This window comes from Pelagibacterium lacus, assembly GCF_003345525.1.
Lineage (GTDB): Bacteria > Pseudomonadota > Alphaproteobacteria > Rhizobiales > Devosiaceae > Pelagibacterium > Pelagibacterium lacus.
This window is the reverse complement of the sequence record NZ_QQNH01000004.1, coordinates 55,202-73,464: the sequence shown is the minus strand read 5'-3', so window position 1 is coordinate 73,464 and position 18,263 is coordinate 55,202. Positions and strand designations below refer to the sequence as shown.

Genomic DNA, 18,263 nt, shown 5'->3' with positions numbered 1-18,263 from the left:
CCGCCGATGAGCGGATTTTCCCTAACCTATTTCGATGATGCGGCCCATCTCGTCGCCGAACGCCTGATCGGCGCCGAGTTCCTGGTCGACGGCGTGGGCGGACGGCTGGTGGAGGTGGAAGCCTATGGGCCGGACGATCCGGCCTCGCACAGCTTTCGCGGCCCGACGCCGCGCAACAGGGCGATGTTCTCGGTGCCCGGCACGATCTATGTCTATCGCAGCTACGGCATCCACTGGTGCGCCAATATCGTGTGCCGGCCGGGCAGCGCGGTGCTGCTGCGGGCGCTGGTGCCCACTGCCGGCATCGAGGCCATGAAGGCCCGCCGCGGCGGCATGGCCGAGCGGCTGCTCTGTGCCGGTCCGGGCCGGTTGACCCAGGCCCTGGCCATCGATCTCAGCCATGACGGGCGCTCGATCGCCGAACCGCCCTTCGTTTTCCGGCCGGCGGCGGCCAATGTCACCGTGGCGCGCGGCCCGCGTATCGGGATCACCAAGGGGGTCGAGACGCCCTGGCGGTTCGCCTTGGCGGAAAGCCCCTATCTTAGCCGCCCGCTCAGGCCTGGATGACCAGCACCCGCGCCCCGCTCGACACCCGCTCATAGAGATCGATGATATCGTGGTTGAGCATGCGGATGCAGCCCGACGACATGGCCAGCCCGATCGATTGCGGCTGGTTGGTGCCGTGGATACGGAACATGGTGTCATTGCCGTTGCGGTAGAGATAGAGCGCCCGGGCACCGAGCGGATTGTTCGGGCCGCCGGGCACGCCGTTGCGGTACGGGCCGTTGGCCTCGGGATCGCGGCGCAGCATGTTGGGGGTCGGCGTCCAGCTCGGCCATTCCGCCTTGCGGCCCACATAGGCATTGCCCCGCAGCGCCAGGCCTTCGCGCCCGACCCCGACGCCGTAGCGGATCGCCCGGTTATTGCCAAGGATGTAGTAGAGATATTTGTTGGGCGTATCGACGACCAGGCTGCCCTTGGCATGGCTGCTTTCATAGTCCACTTCCTGGCGGCGCAGATGCGGCTGGATCAGCCGCGCGTTGAGCCCCGGAAGCGGAAAGCGATCATCGGCGATTGGACCATAAGCGCTGATCATCGAAACGGTAGACGTGGTAGTGGTGCGCGTGGAGCACGCAGCAAGCAGAAGGGGCAGCCCTACAAGAAACCCGCGTCGCGTCAGACTCATCGATTATCTACCCAAACCAGAATCAACAATGAGACGAAGATTAACCATAAGGGTTAAAACTTCGCTCACCATAATTCGGCTCTCGGGCGGCCGGAGCGGCAAAAACGAAAAACAAGCCCCGCCTGTGCTGCAAATCCGCAACACCGGAGATGATGGCCCAAGGCGCAATGCTGGCTGGGAAAGAGATGGTGCGGTCGAGAAGACTCGAACTTCCACGGGAGTTACCCCACAGCGACCTCAACGCTGCGCGTCTACCAATTCCGCCACGACCGCACTGTCTGGGGAATGCCTTGCCCTGGGGGCGAAGCGAGGCTGCATGTAGCAAAACCTTCCCCAACCCTCAAGTGATATTTGGCGTTTTGAGGATAAAGTTCCGAACACCCTGTCAGGCGGGCTTGATGACCTTTTCGGTCACCACCACATGCAACTGGCCGTCATCGACCTGAACCTCGCCCTTGGCGATCAGCGTGTTGTTGGCATAAATGCGCATGGGATCATTCTCGAACGCATCGAGCTCGATCACGGCGCCCCGCCCCATGCGCAGGAGATAATGTATCGGCATGGTCGCGGCGCCGAGCTCCACGGAGACGTCGATTTCGATGGTATCGAGGGTGTTCATCACGGTCTGGTTCAATCGCCTTCGGGCCGTTCGGCCTATGGATGTGGACATTGAATGAGCATGGTTAGCGAAGCGTTAAGACAGACTGCCGACCCCTCCTGCGCGAGCGCGCCAAAACTGCTGCGGGCCGACGCACGGCCGGCCAGATGGTTCATTTCCGAAGGGCTGGTCGGTTACCCCGAGGCGCTCGAAACCATGACGGCCCGGGCCCGCGCCATCGCCGAGGGTGCGGCCGACGAGGCCGTGTGGCTGGTCGAGCACCCTCCGCTCTATACGGCCGGCACTTCGGCCCGGGCCGGCGACCTTCTCGCCCCCGACCGGTTTCCCGTGTTCGCGGCCGGGCGGGGCGGGCAATATACCTATCACGGCCCCGGCCAGAGGGTGGTCTATGTGATGCTGGACCTGCGCGAGCGCGGGCGCGACATACGCTGCCTCGTCTCCGGGCTGGAAAACTGGGTCATCGATACCCTCGCCGCCTTCAACATCACCGGCGAGAAACGCGACGGGCGCATCGGGGTATGGGTGCGGCGGCCGGAAAAGGGCCCTCTCATCGAAGACAAGATCGCCGCCATCGGCGTGCGCGTCTCCCGTTGGGTGAGCTTTCACGGCATTTCGCTCAATATCGCCCCCGATCTCGACCATTATTCCGGCATCGTCCCCTGCGGCATCAGCCAGCACGGGGTGACGAGTCTGGAGGACCTGGGCCATATCGTATCGATGAGCGAGGTCGATTCGGTGCTCAAGGCGACATTCGAGCGCCACTTTGGTTGCGTGAGGCTTGCCAGTGCGCTGTGAGCGCGACACTCTCGCCGCACCGATGCGGCTTTCCGATTCCCCCGTGCAAGGACCTGGCCCATGAAGATGGACGATCTGCGAAAACTGGCCACCGGCAATGTGGTGTTCAACCTCAACCGCATCATCGCGCCCAAGCTGGTGCGGATTTTGTACCTGCTCGGCCTGGCCGCCATCCTTTTGTGGGCCGTGGCGCATTTTTTCGGCACCTTCCGCTTCGGCTTTGGCAGCGGCCTGTGGGGATTGCTGGAGATCGCCGTCTACGGCCTGCTTGCCCTCGTCGTGCTGCGCATCGTCTGCGAGGCGGTCCTCGTCTATTTCGGGACGCATGCGACCGACCCGGAGGAATATACGCCCCCGGCCTCGCGCGGTTCGCTGTTCGATGACGTGCGCGATGCGATCGAGGACCTGGCAGAGACCGAGGACGACGACCGCCCGGTCACGCCTCCCGCTCCTCCGCCGTCAACGCCCGCGTCCCGGCCAGCCCAGCCGGTGGCGGAAGAGCCTGCGGTAATGCCCCGTGCGGACACTCCGACGCCGACCGAAAAGCCAGAGCCATAGAGCTAATCATTCACTTGCATGTGACTCCGGCATGGCTGGGTTGACGCGCGCAATGATTGACCTTTGCGCGCGTTGCGGTATGACACGCGCAAATTCACGCGAGATCGGTATCCAGATCGCCGCCGTCCCTCCGGCACGGCGCTTTCGGCACTCTCGCCACGATAAAGGACAAGGTGCACGCCATGAGCGCACCAATGCAGAACGCCCCCAAGATCGGTCTTGTAAGCCTGGGCTGCCCCAAGGCCCTGGTCGATTCCGAACGCATCCTCACCACATTGCGCGCCCAGGGCTACAGCTTCTCGCCCTCCTATGAAGGCGCCGACGCGGTGATCGTCAATACCTGCGGCTTTCTCGACAGCGCCAAGGCCGAAAGCCTAGACGCCATCGGCGAGGCCATGGCCGAGAACGGCCGCGTCATCGTCACCGGCTGCCTGGGCGGCGAGGAAGAGCTGATCCGCAAGTCGCATCCGGGGGTCCTGGCGATCTCCGGCGCGCATCAGTACGAGGCGGTGGTCGAGGCCGTGCACAAGGCCGTGCCGCCCGTCCCCAACGCCTTTGTCGACCTCGTGCCGGAACAGGGCCTGCGGCTCACCCCACGCCATTACGCTTATCTCAAGATTTCCGAAGGCTGCAACAATCGCTGCACCTTCTGCATCATCCCCTCGATCCGCGGCGACCTGGTCTCGCGCCCCATCGCCTCGGTGCTCTATGAAGCCGAGCGGCTGGTCAAGTCCGGGGTCAAGGAGATCATGGTGATTTCCCAGGACACCTCGGCCTATGGCGTGGACATCAAATACGCCACCTCGCCCTATCGCGGCCGGCAGGTGGAAGCGCGCTTCCAGACCTTGGCCCAGGAACTGGGGCAGCTCGGGGCCTGGGTGCGCATGCATTACGTCTACCCCTATCCCCATGTGGACCATGTGATCCCGCTGATGGCGGACGGGGTGATCCTGCCCTATCTCGACATTCCCTTCCAGCATGCCAGCCCCCAGGTGCTCAAATCCATGCGGCGCCCGGCCAATCAGGAAAAGACCGCCGACCGCATCCGCAAATGGCGCGAGATCTGCCCCGACCTCGCCATCCGCTCGACCTTCATCGTCGGCTTTCCCGGCGAGACCGAAGAAGACTTCCAGATGCTGCTCGATTGGGTGCACGAGACCAAGATCGACCGCGCCGGAGCCTTCCCCTACGAGCCGGTGACCGGTGCCCGCGCCAATGATCTGGGGCTCGCCGAAATCCCCGACGCGGTCAAGCAGGAGCGCTATGGGCGCCTCATGGAAGCGTTGCAGTCGGTATCCGCCGAACGGCTGGCCGCCAAGGTCGGGCGCACCATCGATGTACTGGTCGACGATGTGGAGCCCGAGAACGAACGCGTCATCGCCCGCTCGCAATGGGATGCCCCCGATATCGACGGCAATGTCTTCGTCGAGAACGCCACGGGCATCAAGCCGGGCGATATGATCCCGGTCACCGTGGTCGATTCCGACGAATACGACCTCTATGCGGTACCGGCCGGAACGATGCAGTGACCCACAGCGTCCATGAGATTCCCATGCGCGGCGGCCCGCTCCGGCTCGGCCGCGACGCGCTGGTCATGGGCATTCTCAATGTGACGCCGGACAGCTTTTCCGATGGCGGCGACTTTGCCGCCCGCGACGCCGCGCTGGCCCATGCCGAACTGCTGGCCGCGGAAGGCGCCGATCTCCTCGACCTCGGCGGCGAAAGCACCCGCCCCGGCTCGGAAGAAGTAGGCGTGCAGGCAGAGCTCGACCGCGTGATGCCGGTTCTCGACGGGCTGGCCGAGCGGGGTTTTCCCCTCCCCGTCTCCATCGACACCTATAAGGCACTGGTCGCCGACCAGGCGGTGCAGGCCGGGGCGAGGATCATCAACGATGTGTGGGGATTGCAGCGCGATCCCGAGATCGCCGATGTCGCCGCCCATCACGGCGTGCCGGTTATCGTCATGCATTGGGACACCGAGCGCGACACGGCCAGAGACCTGATCGCGGAAATGACCCGCTGGCTGGAGCGCTCGCTCGCCATCGCCGCCGCCGCCGGGGTAGCCAGGGACCGCATCATCATCGATCCCGGCTTCGGCTTCGCCAAATCGACCGAGGAAAACTACAGCCTTCTCAATCGCCTGGACGAGCTTCTTGCCCTGGGATTCCCGCTTCTGGTCGGAACCTCCCGTAAGCGCATGATCGGCAACCTGCTCGACGTGCCGCCCAAGGACCGACTCTTCGGCACCATCGCCACATCGGTGCTGGGCTATGGCAAGGGCGGGCACATCTTCCGCGTGCATGACGTGCGCGCCAATCGCGACGCCTTGCGCGTGGCCGCCGCCACGCTCTATGGTCCGCCCTCTGGCGCCTGATCCACCAAGGGACCCGAACGTGACCCAGTATGCCGATAAAGACCGCATCGTCCTGGCCGGACTGGCCTTTTACGGCTATCACGGCGTGATGATGGAGGAGAACGCGCTGGGCCAGCGTTTCCGCATCGATCTCGAACTCGGCCTCGACATGGACGAGGCGGCCCGGACCGACGATGTCGGCGCCACCATTTCCTACGCCCATATCTATGATCTCGTGAAAGAGGCCTTCGAGGAAAAACGCTTCAAGCTGATCGAGGCGCTGGGCTACCACATCATCACGCGCCTGTTCGAACGCTTCGAGCGGCTCGAATGGATCCGCATCAAGGTGCGCAAGCCCGAAGCCCCGCTGCCCATCGTCGCCGGGGAAGCGGCCATCGAGATCGTGCGCAGCCGCGGGCAGGTCTGATGCCGAAGGCCGTTCTGGCGCTGGGCGCCAACCAGGGTGACCCCGCCCGGCAACTGGCGCTGGCCGGCGCCGCGATCGCCGCCCATCCCGACATCGAAGTGCTGGCCGAGAGCAGCGTCATCGTCACCCCGCCCTGGGGCAAGACCGATCAGGCGGAGTTCCACAACGCGGCCCTGCTGATCGAAACCGGCCTGTCGCCGCTCGACCTGCTCGATTTCTGCCTTGCCACCGAAGCCGGGATCGGGCGCGTGCGGCTGGAGAAATGGGGCCCGCGGGTGATCGATATCGACCTCATCGCCTATGATCGGCTCGAGATGGAGAGCGAACGGCTCACCCTGCCCCATCCCTACGCCCATCAACGCGATTTCGTGCTGACGCCGCTGCGCGAAATCGCGCCCGACATCGCCGACTGGCTGGTGAATCGGATTGGGACGTCTTCAGCCTAAGAGCGTTTCCAGAATAAGTGGACGCCACTTATTCGGTTCGGAAACGCGACAAAACAATAGCTTAGAGCGCCGATCTGATTCAATCAGATCGGGAATCGCTCTAAGAAGTTGATGACATTGGCCGCCGCATCGAACTCCCGCCGCCGCTGCCGGCGCTTTTCCGCCGCCTCGAAATCCTCGCCCCACAGCGAAATCTGGTAGTCCTCATCCACATGAGCGGCCGTCCAGACGGCGTCGCGATCGACAAGGCCCGCATGGAGCGCGATGGCCAACAGGCCCGACCCGGTCAGCCCGGTGACCGACACCATAGCCGTGGCGGGGACGAAATGGAGGGGTGCGATGGACGCGCGCAGCCGCGCCAGCATGTCCGGGCTTTGCTCCTTGTGGAGGATGCCGACGGTGGGCTGGAAACTGACGGAAAAATGCCGCGCCAGCCGCACCAGAACGTCGTCCCAGACCTTTTCCTGGCGCCGGACGAGTTCGCGCGGGCTGTCGGCGCGATAGAGCAGCAGGTCGTTGGCCGCATATTTGAGCACTTCGTCGACCAGCGCCGGCTGCGCTTCCTCCCCGCCCTCGACGGCGGAGTTGATCAGCTTGACATGGGGCATGCTGTCGGGAGCGATGTATTCGCCCTGCGCGGCCCATTCCGCCTGCATCTTCGCGGCGAGATCGCGATGAGAAGTCGAGACAGTCTTGCCGGTTGGCGTCTTGGTGACGCGCCGGTCGAGGGTCACGACGAACGCGCCGTCCCGCTCCTCGACCTCCACCAAGGTGTAGAACCGCTTGGGCAGTTCGACGAGGCGGTCACGCTGCTGGCGGCCGGCGCCCGCGTCCAGATGCTGGAGGGCGTCTTCGAGAAAATCGCGCATCAGTTGAGAACCTTTTCGATGGCATCGTCGAGATCGGCATAGTCTTCGATGATGATATGGGCGCCCGCCTCCTCGAGGGCAACCCGGGCGTGATAGCCCCAGGTGACGCCGACCGTCTTCGCCCCGGCGGCCTGGCCCAATTGCATGTCGAAACTGGTGTCCCCGACCATGACCGTCGCTTCGGGGTCAATGCCGGTCTGCGCACAGGCGCGCAGGATCATGCCCGGATGCGGCTTGGAAGGATTGTGATCGGGGGTCTGCAGCGTCACGAAATGATCGGCGATCGCGTGCAAGGCCAGGATGCGGTTGACCCCTTCGAGGCCCTTGCCGGTGGCGATGCCGAGGATCGAATGGTCCTGGGCCCGCAGCCGCGCCAGCGCGCTCAGCGCGCCGTCATAGAGCGGTTCGTGGCGCTGCCCTTCGGCCAGCATGGCGCGGTAGTGTCGGCGATAGGTGCCAGCCATGAGGATGGCGGTTTCCGCATCACAGCCGGCCAGGGTCTCCATGGCCAGCTCCAGCGTGAGGCCGATGATCGAATAGGACATGGCCCGCGTCGGCTCGGGAAGGCCATGGTCGCGAAACGTCGCCGCCATGTGCTCGGCGATCAGCGCCCCGGAATCGATCAGTGTGCCGTCCATGTCGAACATGATGAGGCGCGGTTCGGGCGTCATGCGTCGTCCTCCGGATCGACGTTCTGGGCGTCATACTGGTTGGCATCGAAGCCCAGCGTGTCAAAGCTCGCCTTCATATGCGCGGGCAGCGGCGCGGTGATATCGAGCCGCTTGCCGCTGCGCAGAGGCAGGGCAAGACGGCGGGCATGCAGGTGCAGCCCCTGGCCCAGTTCCTCGGGCCGCTCCCAGTTCCAGTTGTCGAGCGTGTTGTAGCGCGGATCGTCGAGGATCGGCGTTCCGAGTTCCATCATGTGCACGCGCAGCTGGTGCGTGCGGCCGGTCACCGGCTTGAGCGTCACCCAGGCGAAGCGGTTGGCGGCGGTATCGGTCACCGAATAATAGCTGACCGAATGCTGGGCACCCTCGGCTCCGTTCTCGACAACCACCATCTGCTCCCCGTCCTGGGTCGCCTGGCGGGCGAGAAAACACGAGATCCGCCCCTGGCGCGGATTGGGGACGCCCACGGTCACCGCCCAATAGATCTTGCGGGCCGACCGCGACCGGAACACCGTGCCGAAATGGCTGGCCGCCGCGCGGGTCTTGGCCACCAGCAGGCAGCCGGAGGTATCCCTATCGAGGCGATGGACCAGCCGCGGCGCCTCGCCCTTCTTGTTGGGCAGCGATTTGAGCATGCCGTCGAGATGGCGCTTGGTGCCCGAGCCCCCCTGCACGGCGAGGCCATGGGGCTTGTTGAACACATAGAGATCGTCGTCCTCGTAAAGGATCAGGTCGCGCAGAAAGGCTGCGTCCTTTTCATTGATGCGGGGGGCGGCATCGGCGGAGGGCGGCGGCGCCTCGCCGAGCGGAGGCACGCGCACCACCTGGCCGGCGGCGAGCCGCGTATTGGTCTGCACGCGTCCGCTGTCGACCCGAACCTGCCCGGAGCGCAACAGCTTCTGCAACCGCCCGAAGGACAGATGCGCGAAATGGATGGAGAACCAGCGATCCACCCGCATCCCGTCCTCATCCCGCGCCACTTCCCGCAACTGCACGCCGCTCATCGCCAAATCCTCTTGATGTTCGCGGCGGTTCTAGCGGGAAAATCCAGCCACGTCACATGCTATCGGGCCACCTTCTTGCCGCATGCCGGACGGCAAGGATATCGGCACCCTCCTTTACCCGATAAACGACGATATAAGGCATGTCGGCAAATACCAGTTCGCGCGTTCCGGCTATCCGGCCGGGACGCCCCGATGAAGGCGCATGGCGAAGGCTGTTTTCCGTACGATCGATGAGCTTGTCGACAAGCCGGAAGGCTGCTGCGGGACTATCAGCTGCAATATAGTCCTCGATGGCCTCGATATCCTCGAGTGCCGGGCGCGTCCATCGGACCCGCATCAGTCCCGGCGATATTTATTACGGACGCGCTCGATCTCCTCTTCGGAGGCAAAACTGCCCGCATCGGCCGCGGCCAGGCCGGCTTCCACCCTGTCGAGATATTGCTCCTGCCATTCGAGGGAATAGCCGTTCTCCAGCGCATCGGCGATAACCTCGGATGCCGAGAGACGCGAACGGCGGGCAATCGCGTCGACGCGTGCCTTGAGGTTTTCCGAAATGTCGAGTGTGATCGCCATGGCCTTAATATGGCGCGTGTGTGGAACGATTGGAAGTCCCTCACCATTTCGCCGGATCACCCCTCCCGCTTCGCCGCCCTCAGCTTGCCGAAATAGTCCATCCTCTTGCGGATTTCCCGCTCGAAGCCGCGCTCGACGGGCTTGTAGAAATCCTGGCGACCGATCTTTTCGGGGAAATATTCCTGCCCCGAAAATCCCTCCGGCGTGTCGTGGTCGTAGATATAGCCTTCGCCATATCCTTGCGATTTCATCATCTTGGTCGGTGCGTTGAGAATGGCCATGGGCGGGGTGGGCGATCCGGTCTTCCGCGCCAGCGCCAGGGCGCGGTTGTAAGCGTTGTAGAGGGCGTTCGATTTGGGTGCGGTGGCGAGATAGACCACCACCTCGGCCAGCGCCAGTTCGCCCTCGGGCGAGCCGAGCATGTGATAGGCGTCCTTGGCTGCAGTGGCGATGGGGAGGGCTTGCGGATCGGCCATGCCGATATCCTCGACCGCCATGCGGATCAGGCGCCGCGCCAGATACATGGGGTCCTCGCCCGCATCGATCATGCGCGCGAAATAATAGAGCGCCGCATCCGGGTCCGATCCGCGCACGGTCTTGTGCAGGGCGGAAATCAGATTGTAGTGCCCGTCCTGTGACTTGTCATAAATCGGAGCACGCCGCTGGACGAGACGGGCAAGACCGGCCGGATCGAGGATCTCGTCAGGCCGGGTCGAGGCCACGATCTCCTCGATCAGCCCGAGCAAGGCCCGGCCGTCGCCATCGGCAAGCCCGATCAGGGTCTGGCGCGCATCCGCGTCGAGCGGCAGGCTGCGCTTGAGCTCGCCCTCGGCGCGCTGGGCCAGGGCGGCGAGGTCATCGGCATCCAGGCTGACAAATTTCAGCACCTGCGCCCGGCTCATCAGGGCCGCATTGAGCTCGAAGCTGGGATTTTCCGTCGTCGCGCCGACCAGCACCACCGTCCCGTCTTCCATGACGGGAAGAAAGCTGTCCTGCTGCGCGCGGTTGAAGCGGTGGATTTCGTCCACGAACAGCAAGGTGCGCTGCCCGGCTCGGCGCGCCGTCCGCGCGGTCTCAAAAACCTTCTTGAGATCGGCCACCCCGGAAAAGATCGCCGATATCTGCTCTAAGCGATAATCGACCGCGTCGGCCAAGAGCCGGGCCACGGTGGTCTTGCCGGTCCCCGGCGGGCCCCACAGGATGAGCGAACCCAGCCGCCCCGAACCGAGCATGCGCCGCAACGTCCCCTCCGGGCCGATGATGTGCTGTTGGCCGATCACATCGTCGAGGGAGCGCGGACGCAACCGATCGGCCAGCGGGCGATCGCCGGCAGGTTCTTCATGGGGACGCAAGGACGGGACGTCCTCGGGAAACAAATCGCTCATCGGTCTCTCATTGTATTAGCCGCCAACGATGGAGCGGATCATGCGCCCTCCCCGCTGGATGACGATCTCCCAGGCCCGGGGCCGCTGGGCGGCGAGGGACTGGAACGTCTCGATATCACGAATCTCCATGCCGTTGAGGGCAAGAATGATATCGCCTGCCTGCAGGCCCAGACGCTGCGCCGGGCTGCCGGGCTCCACCGTGACGATGGCGATGCCCTGGGTGGAAAAGCCGAGCCCCAGGCGCTGCGCCAGAGCCGGGCTCAGCGCCGCCGCCGTCGCGCCGGCAAAGCGTGTATTACCGGATATGGCGACCTCGCGGTCCGATGTCGAGGGCGGGGCGGCAAGGCCGATATCGACCGTCATCTCGCTCCCGTTGCGCCAGACCGTCAAGGCCGCCGTCTCGCCCACCGGCTTGGTCGCGATGCGGTAGTTGAGGGCCTCGGGGTCTTGCACCGCTACGCCATCGATCGCGGTGACCACATCGCCCGAATCCAGCCCGGCCCGTGCCGCCGGCCCATCGGGCGCCACCTCGGTGATCAGGGCGCCTCGCGGGGTATCCAGGCCCAGGCTGTCGGCAAGGTCCGCGTCGAGCATCTGCATCTGCGCGCCGAACCACGGGCGAACGATCTCCCCGCCCGCCGCGCCCGCTGTGGCGATGACCCGGGCCATATTGGACGGGATGGCAAAGCCGATGCCCTGCGAGCCGCCCGAGCGGGTGAATATGGCCGTGTTGATGCCCACGAGATCGCCGTTCATGTCGACCAGCGCGCCGCCGGAATTGCCCGGATTGATCGCCGCGTCGGTCTGGATGAAAAACTGATAGTCGGTGATGCCCATGCCGGTGCGCGCCAGCGCCGAAACGATGCCGCTGGACACCGACTGCCCGACGCCGAACGGATTGCCGATGGCCAGAACCAGATCGCCGACCGCGAGCTGGTCGGAATCGGCGAAGGCCACCGTGGGAAAGACGCGATCGGCGTTCTCGATGGCCAGCACCGCCAGATCGCTGGCGCTGTCGGCCAGAACGAGGCGAACCGGATATTCCCGCCCGTCATTGGTCACCACCCTTATATCGGTGGCGCCCGCCACAACATGGTTGTTGGTGAGGATCATGCCGTCTTCCGCCACGATCACCCCCGATCCCAGCGATTGCGACGTCTGCGGGCGCTGCTGGAAGAAGGGCGAGGTGCCGAAGAAGCGGTCGAAGAACGGATCGCCGGTCAAGGTCCTGCCCTGCTCGACCCGCGTGGCATAGACATTGACCACAGCTGGCGCCACCTCGGCCACCACCGGCGCGTAGGAGAGCTGGATCTGCCCGGTGCTCTGGGGCACCTGCCGCTCGGCCTGCCCATGGGCGGCGAGGGGAAGCAGCGCAAGGGCGACGGCGAAAATCATGGGGCGAAACATGCTGAAACTCCAACAGGTTGGACGCGCCTTCGAAAGTATGCTCATCCCCCTTGGTTTCAAGTGACAATCCGGTAAGTTTTCGACGACGCCAAGGCCCCGCCCCTCTTCCCAAAGAATCGTCACAAGCGGAGGGTAAAGCCATGATTTGGACATTGCAGAGGGGGGCAATGCAGCCTATTAAGCCCGCGCTTCAACCCCCGCAGAAAGGTATCCAATTTCGATGGACCACGCGCCGTCTCGCACCTATGCGAACACTGCCGAACTGATCGCGACCGAGGAGCCCGACTACCCGAGCTTCCTCTTTTCCGAGCGGCTCCTGGTCGAGGCCATTGATACGTTCAAGGCCGGCTTCGACGGGCTCTTGACCTACGCGGTCAAGTCCAACCCCTCCCCCCACATCCTCGAGATCATGCATCGCGAGGGGATCAAGGCCTTTGACGTGGCGTCCAACACCGAGATGGCGCTGATCGAGAAATACGCGCCGGGCGCAGGGCTGCACTACAATAACCCGATCAAGTCGCGGCGCGAAATCAAGCGCGCCTATGAGGAGTTCGGGGTGCGCTCCTTCACCATCGACCACGTGGCCCAGCTCGACCAGTTGGCCGCCGTGATCCCGCCCAGCGAGGATGTCGAGGTCACCATCCGCTTCAAGGCCGGCAAAGCGCTCAAATCCTATGATTTCGGCACCAAGTTCGGCGTGATGGAAGACGGGGCGATCTCCATCGCGACGCTGGCCAAGGCGATGGGATATTCGACCTCCCTGTGCTTCCATGTCGGCAGCCAGTGCGAGGAAGCCTATGCCTATGAGCGCCACATCGCGGCGGCCGGGCGTATCGCGCAGGCTTCGGGGATCGAATTGAAGCGCCTCAATATCGGCGGCGGCTTCCCTGCCCCCTACATCACCAACACCGCCCCGCCCCTGGACGTCTATTTCGAGACCATCAGCACCGCCGTGGCCGATACGTTCGGGTCGAGCAAGCCCGACCTGATCGCCGAGCCGGGCCGCGCGCTGTCGACGGGCTGCACGGCGCTGCTGCTGCGCGTCAAGCATGTGCGCGGCGAACAGTCGGTCTATGTCAATGACGGCGTCTACGGTTCGCTGATGGAGGCCATGATCCTCGAATTCATGCTGCCGATCCGCGTGTGGCGCGGCGACAAGGTGCTGACCGGGGAAAGCTGGGATTTCAAGATCTTCGGGCCGACCTGCGACAGCTATGACGTGATGCCCCAGACCTTCATCCTGCCCGCGGCGATCGCCGAGGACGACTACATCGAATTCGGGCTGATGGGCGCCTATACCCAGGCTTCGCTGACCCCCTTCAACGGCTTCGACCGGCGCGACCTCTATTGGGTCGACGACATTCTGGTGTAGCCAACCGGGCCTGCAAGCGGGCAATAAAAAAGGCGGCCTACGGGCCGCCTTTCGATTCCATGAGAGGAAAGCCGATTATGCGGCTTCGTTCTCGTCGCGCGTGAAATCCGCGGTCGGACCCGAATCCTGGCCCTTGGCATCGACGTCGCGGTCGACGAACTCGATCACGCCCACCGGGGCGTTGTCGCCATGGCGGAAGCCAGCCTTGAGGACGCGGGTGTAGCCACCATTGCGGTCCTTGTAGCGCGGGCCGAGCACGTCGAAGAGCTTGCGGACCATAGCCTCGTCGCCGATCTGGGCGATGGCCTGGCGGCGGGCATGCAGGTCACCACGCTTGCCCAGCGTGATGAGCTTCTCGACGATCGGACGCAGGTCCTTGGCCTTGGGCAAGGTGGTCACGATCTGCTCGTGCTTGATCAAAGATGCGGACATGTTCTTGAACATCGCCTTGCGATGCGAAGAGGTCCGGTTCAGTTTGCGGCCGGCTTTACCGTGGCGCATGGTTCTCTCCTAATATGCTCTTGTCGCCTGGCGGATGATCAGTAGTGATCTTCGTAACGCTTGGCGAGGTCATCGATGTTTTCAGGCGGCCAATTGGCCACGTCCATGCCGAGATGGAGTCCCATCTGGGCCAGAACTTCCTTGATCTCGTTGAGCGACTTGCGTCCGAAGTTCGGGGTGCGGAGCATTTCCGCCTCGGTCTTCTGGATGAGATCGCCGATATAGACGATATTGTCGTTCTTGAGACAGTTCGCCGAGCGGACCGACAATTCGAGTTCGTCCACCTTCTTGAGCAGCGCCGGGTTGAAGGCGAGCTCCGGAGCGGAATCCTCGGACTTCTCCTTGGTCGGCTCTTCGAAGTTGATGAACACCGAAAGCTGATCCTGGACGATGCGGGCGGCATAGGCCAGGGCATCTTCCGGGGTGATCGAGCCATTGGTCTCGATCTGCATGCTGAGCTTGTCGAAATCGAGGTTCTGGCCCTCGCGGGTCTTCTCGACCTTGTAGCTCACCCGCTTGACCGGCGAGAACAGCGCGTCGACGGCGATATAGCCGATCGGGGCGTCCTCGGGCTTGTTGCGGTCGGCCGGGACATAGCCCTTGCCGGTGTTCACCGTGAACTCGATATTGATCTCGGCGCCGTCATCGAGATGACAGATCACCAGGTCGGGGTTCAGCACTTCGATGTCGCCGGTGGTCTTGATGTCACCGGCCGTGACGGCACCCGGACCCTGCTTGGAAAGCGTGAGGCGCTTGGGCCCCTCGTCTTCCATCTTGATGGCGATTTCCTTGATGTTGAGCACGAGATCGGTCACATCTTCCCGCACGCCGGGAATCGAAGAGAACTCGTGCAAAACACCGTCGATCTGTATGGCGGTGATCGCCGCACCCTGCAGCGACGACAACAGAACCCGGCGCAGCGTGTTGCCCAGCGTCAAGCCATAACCGCGTTCGAGCGGCTCGGCGACCACAGAGGCGACGCGCCCGGAATCTCTGCCGGGAACGACGTCGAGCTTGGTCGGCTTAATCAGTTCCTGCCAGTTTTTCTGGATCATCACGTCCAACTTCCTTTCAAAAGAGCGGCCCTGCCCGGCCGCCATGCCGCAAACCGTAAAAGAACCCCGGCTGGCCCCGCCGAGGTTCGATTACATCAGACGCGACGGCGCTTGCGCGGCCGACATCCATTATGCGGAATGGATGTAACGTCCCGGATGGAAGTGACGGTGAAACCGGCCGCCTGGAGGGCGCGCAGGGCAGATTCACGGCCTGAACCCGGACCACGCACTTCGACCTCGAGGGTCTTCATGCCATGTTCCTGGGCCTTCTTGGCGGCGTCTTCGGCAGCCATCTGTGCGGCGTAGGGGGTCGACTTGCGCGAGCCCTTGAAACCCATCGTACCGGCGGAGGACCAGGAGATCGCGTTGCCCTGAACGTCGGTGATGGTGACCATGGTGTTGTTGAACGAAGCGTTTACGTGTGCAACGCCGGCACTGATATTCTTGCGCTCGCGGCGGCGAACGCGGGTTGTTTCACTTTTAGCCATTTACTTCCTCTGTACGATCTCATCGCTGCACTGGCCGCGACGGCGGCACGGGCAGCTCCACCGAAGCTCCTCGCGGAGCTTATTTCTTCTTGCCCGCGATGGCCTTTGCCGGGCCCTTGCGCGTGCGAGCATTGGTATGGGTGCGCTGGCCGCGGACCGGCAGGCCCCGGCGGTGGCGCAGGCCACGATAATTGCCAAGATCCATCAAGCGCTTGATGTTCATGGCGGTGTTACGCCGCAAATCACCTTCCACGGTATAGTCGCGGTCGATGGTTTCACGGATCTGGATGACTTCCGCGTCGGTCAGTTCATTCACGCGGCGCTCGGCCGGAATGGACACCTTTTCGCAGATTTCAGAGGCCATTTTCGGCCCGATCCCGTGAATGTACTGAAGCGCGATCACCACGCGCTTGTTCGTCGGGATATTGACGCCAGCAATACGAGCCACGTCCGATCTCCTAATTGATTATGAGGGCCCAAGCCCCTGCTTCGTTCAACAACAAGGGACCGGCATCCGATCCCCCCTTCTTTGCGGAAAGAACCGAATCCAGCCCTCGAAATTTCTGAGACTGGGCGCGGTTCTAAGGACTCGGGACACCAAAGTCAACTGCCCCTGCCCCTCCATTGATGCTTATTCTATAGCCGACCTGATCGCAGCCGTGACCTCGTCGATGGGGGCCATGCCATCGACCGACTTCAACACGCCCTGCCCGGAATAGAAATTCACCAGCGGAGCGGTCTGCTCGTTATAGACATCGAGCCGCTTGCGCAGCACGTCTTCATTGTCGTCGGCGCGCGCGCCGCCGGACTCCTTGGCCCGGTTGATGATGCGCTCGACGAGCACATCGGGGTCGGCCTTGATCTCTATGACCGCATCGAGATGCAGCCCCTTGCGGTCCAGCATATGCGTCAGGGCTTCTGCCTGGGCGATGGTGCGGGGAAAGCCATCGAGAATGAAGCCATTGGCGCAGTCGGGCCGGTCCATGCGCTCGGAGATGATCCCCGAAACGATATCGTCGGAGACCAAATCCCCCCGATCGACGATTGCCTTGGCTTCCAGCCCGAGCGGCGTCTTGTCGGCGATTGCGGCCCGCAGCATGTCTCCGGTGGAGAGCTGCGGGATGGAATATGTGTCGACCAGGATCTTGGCCTGCGTTCCCTTGCCGGCGCCCGGCGGGCCCAATAGTACCAGTCTCATCGTCTCCGACCCCCTAAACGTGATTTCTTGACCATCCCCTCATATTGCTGGGCGATCAGATGGCTTTGAATCTGGCTCACCGTATCGAGCGTCACGGTCACCATGATGAGCAGCGACGTGCCGCCCAGGAATGCGGAGATATTGAGCTGGCTCAGGAACACTTCCGGGATCAGCGCCACCACCGTGAGGTAGAGTGCGCCAACCACCGTCACCCGCGTCAGCACATAGTCGATATGCTGCGCCGTGCGCTCGCCCGGCCTGATGCCCGGAATGAACCCGCCCGAGCGCTTGAGGTTATCGGCCGTCTCGGTCGGATTGAAAACGATCGAGGTATAGAAGAAGGCAAAGAAGATGATCAGCGACGCGAACAGGATCAGATAGAGCGGCTGGCCGCGTCCCAGCAGGGCGGAAATATATTGCAGCCATTGCGGCGCGTCGCCCTGGGCCGAAAAGGTCGCGATGGTGGCGGGCAGCAGCAGCAGCGAGGACGCGAAGATCACCGGGATGACGCCCGAGGTGTTGAGCTTGAGCGGCAGGTGCGAGGTGTCGCCCTGATACATCTTGTTGCCGACCTGGCGCTTCGGATATTGGATCAGCAATCGGCGCTGGGCCCGTTCGAAGAAGACGATCACCGCGATGACCACCATGGCGCCGGCCAGGATGCCGACCACGGCGATGGTGGGCAGCGAGCCGGTCCGGCTCAGTTCCAGCGTCTGGGCGATGACGCCGGGCAGCGTGGCGACGATGCCGGCGAAAATGATCAGCGAAATGCCGTTGCCGATGCCGCGCGCGGTCATCTGCTCGCCCAGCCACATAAGGAACATGGTGCCGCCGACCAGCGTGATGACGGTCGAGATGCGGAAGAACCAGCCTGGATCGGACACCACGCCCTCGCTGGCCTCGAGCCCGATGGCAATGCCATAGGCCTGCACGGCGCAGAACACCACGGTGAGGTAGCGGGTATACTGGTTGATCTTGCGGCGCCCGCTCTCCCCTTCCTTCTTCAGCGCCTCGAGGCGCGGGGACGCGGTCGACATCACCTGGATGACGATCGAGGCCGTGATGTAGGGAATGAGGTTCAGCGCGAAGATGGCGAGGCGCTCGACGGCGCCGCCGGCGAACATGTTGAACAGGCCGAAAATTCCGCCCTGCGCCTGCTGGAAGGTCGAGGCGAAGGCGTCGGGATCGATGCCGGGAATGGGAATGAAGGTTCCAAGACGATAGACGAGCAATGCGCCTAAGGTGAACAGGATCCGCTTTTGCAGATCCTTGGCCTTCGAGAAGGTCGAAAAGCTAAGGTTGCGGGCCAGTTGCTCGGCTGCAGACGCCATGTTGGCTCCCTCTAGTCGCTCTTGTGAG

The 18,263-nt window shown here is 63.5% G+C and carries 23 protein-coding genes and 1 tRNA gene; 8 read left to right on the top strand and 16 right to left on the bottom strand.

What is annotated here, in order from left to right; all coding sequences use genetic code 11:
- Positions 1 to 6: 6 nt before the first annotated feature.
- A complete protein-coding gene (locus DVH29_RS04410; RefSeq protein ID WP_114644950.1) occupies positions 7 to 567 on the top strand; it encodes a DNA-3-methyladenine glycosylase in 561 nt (186 codons plus the stop codon).
- Here the strand turns inward: DVH29_RS04410 and DVH29_RS04405 are convergent.
- The 3 genes from DVH29_RS04405 to DVH29_RS04395 form a co-directional block, all read right to left on the bottom strand.
- The gene (locus DVH29_RS04405) at positions 554 to 1,186 is read right to left on the bottom strand and encodes a L,D-transpeptidase (protein ID WP_114644949.1); all 633 of its coding nucleotides are present in this window, start codon (positions 1,184 to 1,186) and stop codon (positions 554 to 556) included. The two genes, DVH29_RS04410 and DVH29_RS04405, sit on opposite strands and share 14 nt — an antisense overlap.
- A 186-nt stretch (positions 1,187 to 1,372) precedes the next feature.
- Positions 1,373 to 1,459 (bottom strand) — tRNA-Leu (locus DVH29_RS04400).
- Between the two features lie 112 nt (positions 1,460 to 1,571).
- Positions 1,572 to 1,805 (bottom strand): FliM/FliN family flagellar motor switch protein, encoded by a 234-nt coding sequence (locus DVH29_RS04395; protein WP_114644948.1) that lies wholly within the window; start codon positions 1,803 to 1,805, stop codon positions 1,572 to 1,574.
- Between the two features lie 60 nt (positions 1,806 to 1,865).
- On the opposite strand from DVH29_RS04395, the gene lipB reads away from it, so the two are divergent.
- The 6 genes from lipB to folK all read left to right on the top strand — a co-directional run bounded on the left by lipB (position 1,866) and on the right by folK (position 6,384).
- Positions 1,866 to 2,600 (top strand): lipoyl(octanoyl) transferase LipB, encoded by a 735-nt coding sequence (gene lipB / locus DVH29_RS04390; protein WP_114645062.1) that lies wholly within the window; start codon positions 1,866 to 1,868, stop codon positions 2,598 to 2,600.
- Between the two features lie 60 nt (positions 2,601 to 2,660).
- Positions 2,661 to 3,158: a DUF4282 domain-containing protein gene (locus DVH29_RS04385; RefSeq protein WP_114644947.1), complete on the top strand. Its 498-nt coding sequence runs from the start codon at positions 2,661 to 2,663 to the stop codon at positions 3,156 to 3,158.
- Between the two features lie 182 nt (positions 3,159 to 3,340).
- Positions 3,341 to 4,687: a 30S ribosomal protein S12 methylthiotransferase RimO gene (gene rimO / locus DVH29_RS04380; RefSeq protein WP_114644946.1), complete on the top strand. Its 1,347-nt coding sequence runs from the start codon at positions 3,341 to 3,343 to the stop codon at positions 4,685 to 4,687.
- Positions 4,684 to 5,532, top strand: a complete 849-nt coding sequence (gene folP, locus DVH29_RS04375; RefSeq protein ID WP_114644945.1) for a dihydropteroate synthase — start codon at positions 4,684 to 4,686, stop codon at positions 5,530 to 5,532. The genes rimO and folP overlap by 4 nt, the downstream gene beginning before the upstream one ends.
- A gap of 19 nt (positions 5,533 to 5,551) precedes the next feature.
- On the top strand, positions 5,552 to 5,938 hold the full coding sequence (folB, locus tag DVH29_RS04370) for a dihydroneopterin aldolase (protein ID WP_114644944.1): 387 nt from the start codon (positions 5,552 to 5,554) through the stop codon (positions 5,936 to 5,938).
- Entirely contained in the window at positions 5,938 to 6,384 is a 447-nt protein-coding gene (gene folK / locus DVH29_RS04365; protein ID WP_114644943.1) for a 2-amino-4-hydroxy-6-hydroxymethyldihydropteridine diphosphokinase, read from the top strand. The genes folB and folK overlap by 1 nt, the downstream gene beginning before the upstream one ends.
- 83 nt (positions 6,385 to 6,467) lie before the next feature.
- Here the strand turns inward: folK and DVH29_RS04360 are convergent, their stop codons facing one another.
- Genes DVH29_RS04360 through DVH29_RS04330 form a run of 7 tightly spaced genes read right to left on the bottom strand, consistent with a single transcriptional unit; the run spans position 6,468 to position 12,290 of the window.
- The gene (locus tag DVH29_RS04360) at positions 6,468 to 7,253 is read right to left on the bottom strand and encodes an ATP12 family chaperone protein (RefSeq protein ID WP_114644942.1); all 786 of its coding nucleotides are present in this window, start codon (positions 7,251 to 7,253) and stop codon (positions 6,468 to 6,470) included.
- Positions 7,253 to 7,924, bottom strand: coding sequence for an HAD-IA family hydrolase (locus DVH29_RS04355; RefSeq protein ID WP_114644941.1), 672 nt, complete (start codon positions 7,922 to 7,924; stop codon positions 7,253 to 7,255). The genes DVH29_RS04360 and DVH29_RS04355 overlap by 1 nt, the downstream gene beginning before the upstream one ends.
- Positions 7,921 to 8,925 carry an RluA family pseudouridine synthase gene (locus DVH29_RS04350; protein ID WP_114644940.1) on the bottom strand — a complete coding sequence of 335 codons (1,005 nt, stop codon included), beginning with the start codon at positions 8,923 to 8,925 and terminating at the stop codon, positions 7,921 to 7,923. The genes DVH29_RS04355 and DVH29_RS04350 overlap by 4 nt, the downstream gene beginning before the upstream one ends.
- A gap of 52 nt (positions 8,926 to 8,977) precedes the next feature.
- Positions 8,978 to 9,262: a type II toxin-antitoxin system RelE/ParE family toxin gene (locus DVH29_RS04345; protein WP_114644939.1), complete on the bottom strand. Its 285-nt coding sequence runs from the start codon at positions 9,260 to 9,262 to the stop codon at positions 8,978 to 8,980.
- The gene (locus DVH29_RS04340; protein ID WP_114644938.1) at positions 9,262 to 9,498 is read right to left on the bottom strand and encodes a ribbon-helix-helix protein, CopG family; all 237 of its coding nucleotides are present in this window, start codon (positions 9,496 to 9,498) and stop codon (positions 9,262 to 9,264) included. Before DVH29_RS04340 ends, DVH29_RS04345 begins: the two co-directional genes overlap by 1 nt.
- A 56-nt stretch (positions 9,499 to 9,554) precedes the next feature.
- Entirely contained in the window at positions 9,555 to 10,883 is a 1,329-nt protein-coding gene (locus DVH29_RS04335) for a replication-associated recombination protein A (protein WP_114644937.1), read from the bottom strand.
- 15 nt (positions 10,884 to 10,898) lie between these two features.
- Positions 10,899 to 12,290, bottom strand: coding sequence for a Do family serine endopeptidase (locus DVH29_RS04330; protein WP_114644936.1), 1,392 nt, complete (start codon positions 12,288 to 12,290; stop codon positions 10,899 to 10,901).
- Between the two features lie 220 nt (positions 12,291 to 12,510).
- Between DVH29_RS04330 and DVH29_RS04325 the strand changes: the two genes are divergently transcribed.
- The gene (locus DVH29_RS04325; RefSeq protein WP_114644935.1) at positions 12,511 to 13,662 is read left to right on the top strand and encodes a type III PLP-dependent enzyme domain-containing protein; all 1,152 of its coding nucleotides are present in this window, start codon (positions 12,511 to 12,513) and stop codon (positions 13,660 to 13,662) included.
- Between the two features lie 75 nt (positions 13,663 to 13,737).
- On the opposite strand, the gene rplQ is transcribed toward DVH29_RS04325, so the two are convergent.
- From rplQ to secY, 6 genes are all read right to left on the bottom strand, one after another.
- Positions 13,738 to 14,163: a 50S ribosomal protein L17 gene (gene rplQ / locus DVH29_RS04320; protein ID WP_114644934.1), complete on the bottom strand. Its 426-nt coding sequence runs from the start codon at positions 14,161 to 14,163 to the stop codon at positions 13,738 to 13,740.
- A 38-nt stretch (positions 14,164 to 14,201) separates the two neighbouring features.
- Entirely contained in the window at positions 14,202 to 15,263 is a 1,062-nt protein-coding gene (locus DVH29_RS04315; RefSeq protein WP_199562520.1) for a DNA-directed RNA polymerase subunit alpha, read from the bottom strand.
- Positions 15,264 to 15,313: 50 nt separating this feature from the next.
- Positions 15,314 to 15,706: a 30S ribosomal protein S11 gene (gene rpsK, locus DVH29_RS04310; RefSeq protein WP_114644933.1), complete on the bottom strand. Its 393-nt coding sequence runs from the start codon at positions 15,704 to 15,706 to the stop codon at positions 15,314 to 15,316.
- Positions 15,707 to 15,785: 79 nt separating this feature from the next.
- Positions 15,786 to 16,154 carry a 30S ribosomal protein S13 gene (gene rpsM, locus DVH29_RS04305; RefSeq protein ID WP_114644932.1) on the bottom strand — a complete coding sequence of 123 codons (369 nt, stop codon included), beginning with the start codon at positions 16,152 to 16,154 and terminating at the stop codon, positions 15,786 to 15,788.
- A gap of 183 nt (positions 16,155 to 16,337) precedes the next feature.
- Positions 16,338 to 16,904, bottom strand: a complete 567-nt coding sequence (locus tag DVH29_RS04300; RefSeq protein WP_114644931.1) for an adenylate kinase — start codon at positions 16,902 to 16,904, stop codon at positions 16,338 to 16,340.
- Entirely contained in the window at positions 16,901 to 18,235 is a 1,335-nt protein-coding gene (gene secY / locus DVH29_RS04295; protein ID WP_114644930.1) for a preprotein translocase subunit SecY, read from the bottom strand. The genes DVH29_RS04300 and secY overlap by 4 nt, the downstream gene beginning before the upstream one ends.
- Between the last annotated feature and the right edge of the window lie 28 nt (positions 18,236 to 18,263).

Bases quoted from the DNA above. Each gene is read 5' to 3' on its own strand.
- folK (WP_114644943.1), top strand. From the start codon at position 5,938: ATGCCGAAGGCCGTTCTGGCGCTGGGCGCCAACCAGGGTGACCCCGCC.
- DVH29_RS04335 (WP_114644937.1), bottom strand. From the start codon at position 10,883: ATGAGCGATTTGTTTCCCGAGGACGTCCCGTCCTTGCGTCCCCATGAA.
- DVH29_RS04350 (WP_114644940.1), bottom strand. From the start codon at position 8,925: ATGAGCGGCGTGCAGTTGCGGGAAGTGGCGCGGGATGAGGACGGGATG.
- rplQ (WP_114644934.1), bottom strand. From the start codon at position 14,163: ATGCGCCACGGTAAAGCCGGCCGCAAACTGAACCGGACCTCTTCGCAT.
- secY (WP_114644930.1), bottom strand. From the start codon at position 18,235: ATGGCGTCTGCAGCCGAGCAACTGGCCCGCAACCTTAGCTTTTCGACC.
- rpsK (WP_114644933.1), bottom strand. From the start codon at position 15,706: ATGGCTAAAAGTGAAACAACCCGCGTTCGCCGCCGCGAGCGCAAGAAT.
- DVH29_RS04340 (WP_114644938.1), bottom strand. From the start codon at position 9,498: ATGGCGATCACACTCGACATTTCGGAAAACCTCAAGGCACGCGTCGAC.
- DVH29_RS04325 (WP_114644935.1), top strand. From the start codon at position 12,511: ATGGACCACGCGCCGTCTCGCACCTATGCGAACACTGCCGAACTGATC.
- DVH29_RS04345 (WP_114644939.1), bottom strand. From the start codon at position 9,262: ATGCGGGTCCGATGGACGCGCCCGGCACTCGAGGATATCGAGGCCATC.
- DVH29_RS04395 (WP_114644948.1), bottom strand. From the start codon at position 1,805: ATGAACACCCTCGATACCATCGAAATCGACGTCTCCGTGGAGCTCGGC.
- DVH29_RS04385 (WP_114644947.1), top strand. From the start codon at position 2,661: ATGAAGATGGACGATCTGCGAAAACTGGCCACCGGCAATGTGGTGTTC.
- DVH29_RS04360 (WP_114644942.1), bottom strand. From the start codon at position 7,253: ATGCGCGATTTTCTCGAAGACGCCCTCCAGCATCTGGACGCGGGCGCC.
- DVH29_RS04315 (WP_199562520.1), bottom strand. From the start codon at position 15,263: ATGGCGGCCGGGCAGGGCCGCTCTTTTGAAAGGAAGTTGGACGTGATG.
- lipB (WP_114645062.1), top strand. From the start codon at position 1,866: ATGGTTAGCGAAGCGTTAAGACAGACTGCCGACCCCTCCTGCGCGAGC.
- DVH29_RS04300 (WP_114644931.1), bottom strand. From the start codon at position 16,904: ATGAGACTGGTACTATTGGGCCCGCCGGGCGCCGGCAAGGGAACGCAG.
- DVH29_RS04355 (WP_114644941.1), bottom strand. From the start codon at position 7,924: ATGACGCCCGAACCGCGCCTCATCATGTTCGACATGGACGGCACACTG.
- DVH29_RS04405 (WP_114644949.1), bottom strand. From the start codon at position 1,186: ATGAGTCTGACGCGACGCGGGTTTCTTGTAGGGCTGCCCCTTCTGCTT.
- DVH29_RS04410 (WP_114644950.1), top strand. From the start codon at position 7: ATGAGCGGATTTTCCCTAACCTATTTCGATGATGCGGCCCATCTCGTC.
- DVH29_RS04330 (WP_114644936.1), bottom strand. From the start codon at position 12,290: ATGTTTCGCCCCATGATTTTCGCCGTCGCCCTTGCGCTGCTTCCCCTC.
- rimO (WP_114644946.1), top strand. From the start codon at position 3,341: ATGAGCGCACCAATGCAGAACGCCCCCAAGATCGGTCTTGTAAGCCTG.